Source organism: Emticicia sp., assembly GCF_049241225.1.
In the GTDB taxonomy this organism is placed as follows: Bacteria; Bacteroidota; Bacteroidia; order Cytophagales; family Spirosomataceae; genus Emticicia.
The window spans coordinates 1-11,197 of the sequence record NZ_JBMLRC010000240.1 but is presented as its reverse complement, the minus strand read 5'-3'; the positions used below and the strand labels follow the sequence as shown (position 1 = coordinate 11,197).

The following is an 11,197-nucleotide window of genomic DNA, read 5'->3' as shown; positions in this document are numbered from 1 at the left end:
GTGGTGTCCATTGCTGTTTCGCAGATACGTTTGATGAGCGTTTTTCCATCTATTAATAAAAGTTGCTTCGGAGCTCCCATACGAGAAGATGCACCCGCAGCAAGAATAATTATTGATACATTCATGCGTTTTTACTTTTTCTATCAATGTGCTTCCAACCAGTTTTCGCCAATTCCCATTCCAGTTTCCATTTTAACAGCCATCGGAATTGCCGTGCACATCAGCTCATTTACCTTAGTTTTTAAGAAATCAACTTCCGAGCGATGAGCATCAAAAACAAGTTCGTCATGCACTTGCAGAATCATGCGTGATTTGAGTTGTTCTTGTTTCATGAAATCATGAATATTTATCATCGCAACTTTTATCATGTCAGCCGCTGAGCCTTGGATGGGAGCGTTGATGGCATTACGCTCGGCAAAACCTCGGTCGGTCATGTTTTGTGAGTTGATGTCACGCAAATATCTTCTGCGACCTAAAATAGTTTCAACAAACTTCATTTCACGGGCTTTGTTGATGGTGTCGTCCATGAATTGTTTGATTTTTGGAAACTCAACCCAATAGGCATCAATAATATCTTTGGCTTCGCCACGAGGGATATTGAGTCTTTGTGATAAACCAAAAGCCGAAATACCGTAGATAATACCAAAATTGACCATTTTTGCTTTCCGACGCATATCTGAAGTAACATCAGGAATACCTACTTTGAAAACTTTTGAGGCCGTAGTTGAGTGAATATCAATGCCTTGATTGAAGGCTTCGAGCATACTTTCATCGCCACTGAATGCTGCCATGATGCGGAGTTCGATTTGCGAGTAATCGGCTGAAAGAATTACATAATCTTCATTTCGAGGTACAAATGCTTTTCTGATTTCACGCCCACGTGGTGTACGAATCGGAATATTCTGTAAGTTTGGGTTTGTTGAACTCAAACGTCCCGTTGCCGCAACTGCTTGATTATAAGATGTATGGATTCGTCCTGTCTTTTTTGAAACCAACGATGGAAGAGCATCAACGTAAGTATTCTTGAGTTTTACTAATTCTCTGAAATCCAGTATTTTACGAACAATTTCGTGGTCGTTTTCGAGTTTCGATAAAATATCTTCACCAGTGGCATACTGTCCAGTTTTGGTTTTTTTTGCCTTGCTGTCAAGTTTGAGTTTTTCAAATAAAATATCACCCAATTGCTTTGGCGAAGCAACATTAAATTCCTGCCCAGCCAATGTGAAAATATCAGTTTGGATTTGCTTTACGTCAGTTTCAAGCACACTCGACATTTCGTGTAAGGCATTCATATCAATTCTTACACCCTCCATTTCCATATTGGCCAATACATTCACCAAAGGCATTTCTACTTTTTCGAGTAGCTTTTGCTGTTGAGAGTCGGCCAATTTTGGTTCGAGTATTTGTTTGAGTTGGAGCGTTATATCTGCATCTTCTGCGGCATAATCTTTAATTTTTTCAACGGCTACATCTCTCATACTACCTTGCCCTTTTCCTTTGCCAATCAAGGTTTCGATTGAAACTGGGTCATAATTGAGGTAAACATTTGCCAAATAATCCATTCCGTGGCGTTGTTCGGGTTCGATGATGTAATGAGCCAGCATCGTATCAAACATTTTACCTTTCAGCTCAATGCCATAGTTTTTAAGTACCATGAGGTCGTATTTGATGTTTTGTCCGATTTTTGTAATCGATTCATTTTCAAATACTTCCTTAAATTCATTCATTACCAGTTGGGCTTCTGCTTGGTCGCTCGGAATCGGAACGTAGAAGGCTTCGCCAGCGTAATAGGCAAACGAAAGTCCAACAATTTCTGCATCTACGGCATCAACCGAAGTGGTTTCTGAATCAAAACAAAATTCGTCTTGATTACTCAAATACTGAATCAAACTTTTGCGTAGGGCAGGGGTATCCATCAAATGGTATTCATGAACTTTATTCAGAATCGTGTCTTTGACAGCATTGGCTCTAAATTGTAGTTCTTCTTCCTCTTCAAATGGCGTTTGTGATGGTTCAGCAGTTGACGCATTCGATGGAGAAGCCATTGCCTCAAACATCGAAATTTGTGTACCAGACTTTGCTTTTATGGCATTTACAGGCGAAACAGCATTTGAGGATGCACTGCTCGAAGGCTGTTTACTACTTGTCGAAGGCTCTTGTGGTTCGTTTGGTAATAATCTTTTACGCAGCGTACGGAACTCCAATTCATCCAAAAGTGGCGACATGAGTTCGGGCTTTGGTGCTGTTATTTTCAAGAATTCTTCATCAAAATCAATGGGAACATCTAACTCAATTCGAGCCAGTTTTTTTGATAAAAATGCCTGTTCCTTGTTATTTCTAATTGCTTCGGCAATTTTTCCAGTCAATTTATCGGCATTTTCATACAAACCTTCAACCGAACCATAAGTTGCAATCAATTTTGCTGCTGTTTTCTCGCCCACTCCTGGCACGCCCGGGATATTATCAACGGCATCGCCCATTAGTCCAAGCAAATCAATTACTTGTTCTGGTCTTTCGATACCCCATTTCTCACAAACTTCTTTTACTCCCAACTTTTCGGCATCTTTTCCAAAAATCGCTGGTTTGTACATATATATATGGTCTTCTACCAACTGCCCATAATCTTTATCTGGGGTCATCATGAATACCTCAAAATCGTGTTTTGCTGCTCGCTTAGCAATCGTCCCGATTACGTCATCGGCTTCATAGCCTGGTATCATCAACAGTGGAATATCCATTGCCTCAACCAATTTTTTTACATAAGGTATTGCAATCGTAATATCTTCTGGTTGTTCTTGGCGATTAGCTTTATATTCTGGAAACCATTCATTTCTAAATGTACCTCCCGGTAAGTCGAAGGCAACACCTATGTGCGTAGGTTTTTCTTTTTGAATTACTTCTAAAATTGCATTGGCGAAGCCGAACACACAACTTGTATTTAGGCCAGTAGAGGTAATTCGTGGAGCTTTGATAAAAGCAAAGTGAGCTCTGTAAATAAGAGCCATTGCATCCAACAGAAAAAGTTTTTTTGTGGGCATTGTATTGATGATGTTAATTTTTGTGGCTCTAAATTACGTTGATTTTTTTTAAGTGAAGAAATAAATTAAATTTGTGGGTAATAATTGTTTAAAAATCATCATTTTTAAGCGATAAACTTTGGCTAAACTAAAATCAGGAATTTCAAATGCGTAAAATACTATCTCTATTACTTATTATTTTGAGTGTAACATTTGGTATTGCTCAGACCACAACAACGCCCGCAAAAAAAACTACCCCTAAGCCAGTGCCAGCTACAACCAAGGAAAAACCTAAGGTCGTACCCGAAAAAGTAATAAAAACAGAAAAAGCCGCCAAAGCTGAAGAAATAGAAGAGGAATTAACACCCGAAAATACTCAAATCGGAAATCCGACACCGAACAAGGTTGAGCCTACGAGAGTTTATGATTATACGAATTCTGATTTGCTTGTTAAGTGGCACGAATTGATTTTTGAGTTAATCGAACAAACTCAAGGATACAGCCCCAATGTAGCATCTCGAAACATGGCTTACATCAATTTGGCAGCTTACGAGTCGATTTTGCCAGCAAATTTGAGCAATATTTCTCTGTCTGACCAGTTACAAGAATTTCATCGCCCAGATAGCTTGAATATAGATGGTAGATTTTTCAATCCGGCAGTGGCTTTGAATTCAGCCGTTTTTAAATTGGTTGACAAACTTTTTATTTCTGCTCCTTACATTTGGATGGAAAAAGTTTATGCTCTTAATGATTCAGTCAATGCACATTTTACCAGACAGCTTTCGCCCGATGCCATGAAAAAATCGAAACTTTATGGAGCAAAGATTGCTTTTTGGATTTATGAATATTCAAAGAATGATGGCGGACATCAATCATTTTTACGTACCTACAGTATGGGGTATAAATTGCCGATTTGTCAGTCATGTTTTGAAATCAATCGAGTAGCAGATTTAGAAAATACTGGGCCGCTGCACCCGAAATGGGGAGAAAACCGAACTTTCTTAGCCAAAAACCAAGAAGAAATTGATATAAAACCCAAAGTTGAGTTTTCGATTTATCCAAACTCAGCATTCTATAAAATGGCCAAAGAAGTGTATGATATTTCAAAACAAGTTGTGCCAAATAGCGAGAAGTTACAAATTGCTAACTTTTGGGACGATGCCGCAACATTTACTTATACGGCTCCGGGACACTCAATTTCGATTTTGACTCAAGTTTTAAAACAAAAACCAGTTGATTTAGCAAGTGCTACCGAGCTCTACAGCAACTTAGCGATTGCTATCAGTGATGCTTTCATAGTAACATGGAGAATTAAGTATCAAAACAATCTAATCCGACCAATTGCTTATATCAAAAAATACATTGATAATCAGTGGGAACCAGCATTGCTCACGCCTCCATTCCCTGAATTTCCATCGGGGCATTCGGCTCAGACTTCAACAATGGCTACTGTGCTCACATCGAAAATTGGTGAAAACATAGGCTTTACTGATTATTCAAAGTACTTTGTTGGCCCGCCGAAGACTTTTTCATCTTTTTGGAATGCTGCCAAAGAATGTAGTATATCGAGGGTGTATGGTGGTATCCATTTTAGGGATGGAATTGAACAAGGCGAAGAGTTGGGTAAAATCATTGGAAAAAACGCACTTTCATTGCGATATAAAAAATAAGCTATGGATTATGACGTCATAATTGTTGGAGGTGGGCTTGGCGGCCTAATTTCATCTATACAACTTGCTAAAAAAGACCATAAAGTATTGCTGATTGAAAAATATGCTTATCCATTTAATAAAGTTTGTGGAGAGTATGTTTCAAACGAAGTAAGGCCATTTCTTGAACACCTTGGCTTGGATTTAGAGCAATTGGGCTGCACAGATATCAAAAAGTTTAAACTTACATCAACAAAAGGAAAAAGCCTCGAAACTAACCTTAAAATGGGTGGTTTTGGTATTAGTAGATACACACTTGATTACGAACTTTATAATATTGCTCAAAAATCAGGAGTTACATTTCTATTAAATACGAGTGTTGATGATATTCAAAAAATCAACGAAAAATTTTTTGTTGAGACAAATACCAATCAAACTTTCGAGACAAACCTTGTAATTGGTTCGTATGGCAAGCGAGGAAAGCTTGATAAATCACTTTTTCGTCAATTTCCAGAGCAAAAACAGTCATTTGTAGGGGTAAAGTATCATATAAAATACGATTTCCCCAAAGATTTGATAGCTCTTCATAATTTTAAAGGAGGCTATTGCGGTATTTCGGCAATCGAAGATGATAAATATTGTTTATGTTATCTTTCCGAAAGAAAAAATGTAAAGCAAAGCGGAGGAATCCACGAAATGGAATTGGACTTCATGTGCCAAAACCCATTTTTGTTTGATATTTTTCAGAATGCAGAGTTCTTGTTTGCACGTCCATTGGTCATTAACGAAATCATTTTTACTCCCAAATCATCGGTTCACAAGAATATCTTGATGGTGGGTGATACGGCAGGTTTAATTACTCCATTGGCTGGAAATGGTATGTCAATCGCCATTCGAGCGGGGGTTATTGCTTCAGAAATTATCCATGATTTTCTGCGTCAAAAAATCAGTAGGGAAGAAATGGAGGAAACTTATACCTATCGGTGGGACAAAAATTTCCGCAATAGATTATGGCGTGGCCGACAGCTTCAAAAACTTTTTGGCGATGAGTTTAATTCTAATTTGGCAATCTCGACACTCAAAAGAGTTCCATTTTTATTAAATCCAATTATTAGAGCCACACACGGCAAGACTTTGTAAAGAAAAAGTCTGCACCGCAGGTCTGACCATAATTAGTTAGACTTGCGGTGTAAATTTTATGGAATATCTAAATACTTGTGAGTCTGCAAACTAATTCTCCACTGTGGATTTTGCTTGATATACTCAACAATCAAAGGCTGCATCGTATCTTTCTTGCTCCATTCGGGTTGAAGCAAAAGCTGGCAATTTTTATTGACAAGTTTAGCGTATTTTTCAGCAAACTTAAAGTCTGATTTATTATAAACAATCACCTTTAGCTCATTTGCTTGTTCAAAAATACTTGGGTGAGCCTCTTTAAATTTTTTCGGTGAAAAACAGACCCAGTCCCAATGTCCCGACATTGGGTGTGCTCCCGAAGTTTCGATATTGGTCTGAAAACCAGCTTCTTTCAAAGCTGCCGTCAATGCATCTAAATTATACATCAGAGGTTCGCCACCTGTAATAACAGCTAATCGGCCATTGTGTTGGCTGGCATCAGCCACAATTTGGCTTATGCTTATTTTAGGATGAATTTCAGCGTCCCACGATTCTTTCACATCGCACCATACGCAGCCTACATCACACCCGCCCAAACGAATAAAATACGCTGCCCTTCCCGCATGAAAACCTTCGCCTTGCAGCGTATAAAACGCCTCCATGACAGGTAATTTATTTTCAGTAGAAATCATTTAATAATTAAAATATCTGCAAAAATACCAAAAAAATACCAAAATACGACCATTGTAAGAATAGTTGACAAATTTTCAACCTTTCTATCGTTATTATAGTTATAATGATGACTATTTTTGTGAGCAATTTCTTACCTAAGAATGTTTGAAATCGCATAATCCCAAAAAACAGAGTAAAACTTTTTACTTTTGAGTAGTTTCGAATTAATTCAATTCTCAATATATTTTCATGCAAGATTTTCAAAAAAAATACTGTAATTCACTTACTCAGTATTCACGCCGAAAAACAAATCAAATAAAAATTGGCGACCTTTATTTGGGTTCGGACTATCCTATTCGAGTTCAGTCAATGACCACCATTGATACAATGGATACCATTGGTTCGGTTGAGCAGTCAATACGAATGATAGAAAGCGGTTGTGAGTTGGTGCGTATTACGGCTCCGAGTGTAAAAGAAGCTCAGAATCTCGAAAATATAAAGAATGAACTAAGAAGAAGGGGCTATAATACACCTTTAGTTGCCGATATTCACTTCACGCCAAACGCAGCCGAATTGGCAGCTCGAATCGTAGAAAAAGTAAGGATAAACCCTGGCAATTATGCCGATAAAAAGCGTTTTGAAGTAATTGATTATACCGAAGAAAGCTACCAAGTTGAATTAGAGCGTATCAGAGAGCGTTTTTTGCCGCTTGTGAAAATTTGTAAAGAATATGGTACTGCCATGAGAATCGGAACGAATCATGGCTCGCTTTCAGACCGTATTCTGAGTCGATATGGTGATACTCCACTCGGGATGGTTGAATCAGCCTTAGAGTTTTTACGCATTTGTGAAGATGAAAGCTATTTCAATATCGTGATTTCGATGAAATCATCGAATCCACAAGTGATGGTGCAGGCGTATCGTCTTTTGGTACAAAGACTCGAAGAAGAAAAACTAAAACCGTATCCACTACATTTAGGCGTAACTGAAGCAGGTGAAGGCGAAGACGGCAGAATTAAATCTTCGATGGGAATCGGTACACTGCTTGAAGATGGATTAGGCGACACCGTTCGTGTAAGTTTAACCGAAGACCCTGAATTTGAAGCTCCGGTGGCTCGTTCACTCATAACAAAAAGTGCCGATTTGAGAGCAAAAGAGAGTTTTGATGCAATAAATAAAAACTCAGCATTTAAAACTCAGAATTCAGAACTATTTGAAGTTTCACCCATAAACCCATACAGTTATAGTCGTAGAGAGACTTTTGAGGTTGGGAACTTTGGTGCCTTGAATGTTCCGAGAGTCATTGCCGATTTCTCGAAAATTGATGTCGAATCTCATGATGATTTAAAACCAATCGGACATTTTTATTTGCCATTGCCAGATAAATGGCGAATGAATGATTTAGGAGCAGATTATATTTATTCTGGCAAAAAATCTGTGCCGTTTATGTTGCCAAATGGCCTCAAAGAAATTCTTGATTATGATGTTTGGCTTTCTCAGCCAGACCTACAAAATAAATTACCATTGTTTACGGTAGAAGAATTTTTCAATCCTGCCAAACAATTACATCAAACAATCAATTTTGTAGAAGTAAGCTTAGATGAACTAACGCCAGCATTTGTTGAGTATGTAAAAGAATACAAAAATACCGTCATTATTGCAAAAGCAAAAAATGCCGCTGCAATGGTTGAACTTAGAAGTTTTTATTTTCAAGTTTTGAAGTTTTCTATCAAAAATCCAGTAATTTTAAGTAAAGATTATGAGGCAATTTCTGATAGCGATTTTCAGCTTTTTGCAGCAACAGATTTTGGTGGTGTATTGATTGAAGGCTTCGGCGATGGAATCATGATTGGCTTGCCTAATTTAGCAGATAAAAATGAAAAATTGGAGCGTCTGAAAACTGTGAATAGTACTTCATTCGGTATTTTGCAAGCTGCTCGCACTCGCATGAGTAAAACGGAGTATATCAGTTGCCCATCTTGCGGCCGTACTTTATTCGATTTGCAGGAAACAACGGCCATGATTAGAAAACGCACCGACCACTTGAAAGGTGTAAAAATTGGTATCATGGGTTGTATCGTAAATGGCCCAGGAGAAATGGCCGATGCTGATTATGGTTATGTGGGCATCGGAAAAGATAAAATTGCACTTTATCGTGGGCAAACCGTTATGAAAAAGTCAGTTCATGCCGATAATGCAGTAGATGAGTTAATTGAGCTTATCAAAGAAGACGGTCGTTGGTTTGAGCAGGAAGTACTTGAGTACGCCGAATAGTAAGCGTAAAATAATAGAAAAGCAGTCAACAATTTCAAAATAATACCACGATGCTAAATAAACTAAAAGAATTCTTTTCCATTGGGCCTGTTTTTAGTTACTTCTTTAGAATTTTTCAGAAAGATAAAGATGGCAAATATCCGCATAGTTTCAATCTGAAAATGATGCACGGAATCAATAAAATATCAATTTTGATGTTTTTGGTTTGTTTGATTATCATGGTTACACGTTGTGCCACTCGTTAATTTTGATGGATTTAGAGAATTTTCGAGAATACTGTTTGTCTAAAAAAGGCGTTTCCGAAGAACTCCCATTCGGGCCCGATACGCTTGTTTACAAAGTAATGGGAAAAATGTTTGCTCTGACAGGTTTTGATTTCGAGCGAATCAGTCTAAAAAACTTTCCAGAGAAAAATCAAGAATTGCGGGCAGAATTCGATGCTGTTTTGCCAGCTTATCACATGAACAAACAGCATTGGAACATGGTTTTGACCAACGGCAGAGTAAAAGATGCCCTTCTACGTGAATGGATTGATGAATCCTACGATATTGTGGTGAGTAGTTTGACAAAAAAGACCAAAGAAGAACTTAAAAATTTGTAAGAAAATGGAGGTAATGCTCATTGGCATACCGTTCTTGATTTACATTTATTTGCGAATCAGATTGGGAAATGATATTTCAGACCAAGAAAGAGATGAAGCCCTTTTTCAAGAAGGAATTGAATTATTCAATCAAGAAGATTGTGTAAAAGCATTCCGTTATTTTGATGCCCAAATCATTGAATACCCAAAGTCGGCAACCGCCTATTTCTACCGAGCAAAATGCCACTACTATTTTGAAAACTGGGAGGCTGCACTCAATGACTTCGAAAAAACTTTACGAATTGATAATTCTATAGCTGAGGCATATTTGCAGAAAGCAAACTGCCTTTACATGCTGGAGGACTATAAAACCGCACTTTTTGAACTAAAAAGGGCTTCAAGGATGTTTCTTGGGAAAAATGCTGATGTAATAAGATTCATTGCAGAATTAGAATTTAGGAGCGGAGATTTTGAAAGTGCCGAAAAAAATCTTAAAATTGCTTCAAGTTTAGGCGATAGCCAATCTACAATACTTTTACAAACACTTTTTTTAGGAAATATTCGAAATATTTCAAAGTAAGGCAATGACTGAGAATGAGTATCTTTTTGTGTATGGAACGCTGCTGAGCGAGTACGGTGATAATGAGTCGCACCAATGGGTTGATAGGTATGCTGAGTATCTTGGAAAAGCCAAAATGGAAGGCAAAATGTATATGGTTGACTATTACCCAGGTATTGTACCATGCAAGCAAGGTGAAAAATATTACGTAAAAGGCGAACTCTACAAATTGCGTGAACCTGACCAACTCTTTGGTTTCTTAGACCGATACGAGGAATACAATCCGATGGACCCCGCACACTCAGAATATGTGAGAAAACAAGCCAAAGTTGAACTCAGAAATGATGGTAAAACTTACGATGCGTGGGTTTATTATTTCAATCAGTCTGTGGAAGATTTAGAGTTTATGCCCAAAGGTGATTTCCTAAACGAATATCATAAATAATTAATGAATTTATATGATTTTTGTTAGTTTTCGTTTATAAAAGCAACGTTTCTGTAACTTATTACGTTTTAAAACAAATAAGGGTTGCTGAATTTTCCGATGAAACTAACACATATTAATGAAAAGATTATTTACAGTATTTTTTATATTTATTGCCCAGCTTGTTTCTGCTCAGAGTGTTTATGTAATTAAAGGCAAAGTAACTGATGCTGTTACGCAAGACCCCATTCCCTTTGCATCTATTACTTTAAAAAACACCTCTTTTGGAAAAAATACTGACTTTGAAGGAAACTTTCAGTTTCAGTTAGGCTCGATTCCTTCAGATTCCATACTTATTTCCTGTTTAGGTTATTTCTCAAAATCTTTTTATTTACAGAAAGATTCTCTTTCACAAACATTTCTGATTCAATTAAAACCTTCTGAAATTCTTTTACATGAGGTAAAGGTTTATGCTGGTGAAAATCCCGCTCACCGTATCATCCGAAAGGCCGTAATAGCAAAATCGGAGAATAATTTCAAAAAAATAGATGGTTTCGATTACAGAAGTTATAATAAAATTGAAGTTGATTTTAATAAAATAAGTGAAAAACTACGCGAACGAAAAATTACCCAGAAGGTCAATAAGGCCATTGAAGAAATTGGTACTCTAACCGATGATGAGGGTAATGCTTTATTGCCATCTTTTATTTCGGAGTCAGTCTCACATTATTATTATCGAAATAATCCACGTCTTTCAAAAGAAATTATTGAGAAAACAAACATCAAAGGTGTTGGCGTTACCGACGGTAGTCTGACCTCTCAATTAATTGGTTCGTCATTCCAGCAATATAATTTTTATACAAATCAGGTGAATGTTTTGGATAAAAACTTCGCTTCTCCGATTGC

11 protein-coding genes are annotated in these 11,197 nt (G+C 37.4%); 8 read left to right on the top strand and 3 right to left on the bottom strand.

Translation table 11 applies throughout. The features are described 5' to 3' along the window. On the bottom strand, window positions 1-125 hold a 125-nt coding region (locus ACOVO2_RS13120; RefSeq protein ID WP_421770416.1), incomplete at its 3' end, for an NTP transferase domain-containing protein. 18 nt (window positions 126-143) lie between these two features. Beyond that, window positions 144-3,038 carry a DNA polymerase I gene (polA, locus tag ACOVO2_RS13115; protein ID WP_421770415.1) on the bottom strand — a complete coding sequence of 965 codons (2,895 nt, stop codon included), beginning with the start codon at window positions 3,036-3,038 and terminating at the stop codon, window positions 144-146. A 146-nt stretch (window positions 3,039-3,184) separates the two neighbouring features. Here polA and ACOVO2_RS13110 point away from each other — a divergent pair, with 146 nt between their 5' ends. Both ACOVO2_RS13110 and ACOVO2_RS13105 read left to right on the top strand, forming a co-directional pair. Next, window positions 3,185-4,687, top strand: coding sequence for a vanadium-dependent haloperoxidase (locus tag ACOVO2_RS13110; protein WP_421770414.1), 1,503 nt, complete (start codon window positions 3,185-3,187; stop codon window positions 4,685-4,687). A 3-nt stretch (window positions 4,688-4,690) separates the two neighbouring features. Beyond that, complete coding sequence (locus tag ACOVO2_RS13105; protein WP_421770413.1) at window positions 4,691-5,806, top strand: NAD(P)/FAD-dependent oxidoreductase; 1,116 nt, start codon at window positions 4,691-4,693, stop codon at window positions 5,804-5,806. A gap of 56 nt (window positions 5,807-5,862) precedes the next feature. Here the strand turns inward: ACOVO2_RS13105 and ACOVO2_RS13100 are convergent, their stop codons facing one another. Continuing rightward, the gene (locus ACOVO2_RS13100) at window positions 5,863-6,474 is read right to left on the bottom strand and encodes a 7-carboxy-7-deazaguanine synthase QueE (protein WP_421770412.1); all 612 of its coding nucleotides are present in this window, start codon (window positions 6,472-6,474) and stop codon (window positions 5,863-5,865) included. Between the two features lie 229 nt (window positions 6,475-6,703). On the opposite strand from ACOVO2_RS13100, the gene ispG reads away from it, so the two are divergent. From ispG to ACOVO2_RS13070, 6 genes are all read left to right on the top strand, one after another. Then, entirely contained in the window at window positions 6,704-8,728 is a 2,025-nt protein-coding gene (gene ispG / locus ACOVO2_RS13095; protein WP_421770411.1) for a (E)-4-hydroxy-3-methylbut-2-enyl-diphosphate synthase, read from the top strand. Window positions 8,729-8,778: 50 nt separating this feature from the next. After that, window positions 8,779-8,973: a DUF6728 family protein gene (locus tag ACOVO2_RS13090; protein ID WP_188765212.1), complete on the top strand. Its 195-nt coding sequence runs from the start codon at window positions 8,779-8,781 to the stop codon at window positions 8,971-8,973. Window positions 8,974-9,008: 35 nt separating this feature from the next. Beyond that, window positions 9,009-9,329 carry an MmcQ/YjbR family DNA-binding protein gene (locus tag ACOVO2_RS13085; RefSeq protein ID WP_421770410.1) on the top strand — a complete coding sequence of 107 codons (321 nt, stop codon included), beginning with the start codon at window positions 9,009-9,011 and terminating at the stop codon, window positions 9,327-9,329. 13 nt (window positions 9,330-9,342) lie between these two features. Next, entirely contained in the window at window positions 9,343-9,888 is a 546-nt protein-coding gene (locus tag ACOVO2_RS13080) for a tetratricopeptide repeat protein (protein WP_421770409.1), read from the top strand. Window positions 9,889-9,892: 4 nt separating this feature from the next. Beyond that, window positions 9,893-10,312: a gamma-glutamylcyclotransferase family protein gene (locus ACOVO2_RS13075; protein ID WP_421770408.1), complete on the top strand. Its 420-nt coding sequence runs from the start codon at window positions 9,893-9,895 to the stop codon at window positions 10,310-10,312. Between the two features lie 118 nt (window positions 10,313-10,430). Beyond that, a partial coding sequence (locus ACOVO2_RS13070; protein WP_421770407.1) for a carboxypeptidase-like regulatory domain-containing protein occupies window positions 10,431-11,197 on the top strand: 767 nt, incomplete at its 3' end.

Excerpts from the sequence above, each read along its gene's own strand:
- polA (WP_421770415.1), bottom strand. The coding sequence starts at position 3,038 with ATGCCCACAAAAAAACTTTTTCTGTTGGATGCAATGGCTCTTATTTAC.
- ACOVO2_RS13110 (WP_421770414.1), top strand. The coding sequence starts at position 3,185 with ATGCGTAAAATACTATCTCTATTACTTATTATTTTGAGTGTAACATTT.
- ACOVO2_RS13105 (WP_421770413.1), top strand. The coding sequence starts at position 4,691 with ATGGATTATGACGTCATAATTGTTGGAGGTGGGCTTGGCGGCCTAATT.
- ACOVO2_RS13100 (WP_421770412.1), bottom strand. The coding sequence starts at position 6,474 with ATGATTTCTACTGAAAATAAATTACCTGTCATGGAGGCGTTTTATACG.
- ispG (WP_421770411.1), top strand. The coding sequence starts at position 6,704 with ATGCAAGATTTTCAAAAAAAATACTGTAATTCACTTACTCAGTATTCA.
- ACOVO2_RS13090 (WP_188765212.1), top strand. The coding sequence starts at position 8,779 with ATGCTAAATAAACTAAAAGAATTCTTTTCCATTGGGCCTGTTTTTAGT.
- ACOVO2_RS13080 (WP_421770409.1), top strand. The coding sequence starts at position 9,343 with ATGCTCATTGGCATACCGTTCTTGATTTACATTTATTTGCGAATCAGA.
- ACOVO2_RS13075 (WP_421770408.1), top strand. The coding sequence starts at position 9,893 with ATGACTGAGAATGAGTATCTTTTTGTGTATGGAACGCTGCTGAGCGAG.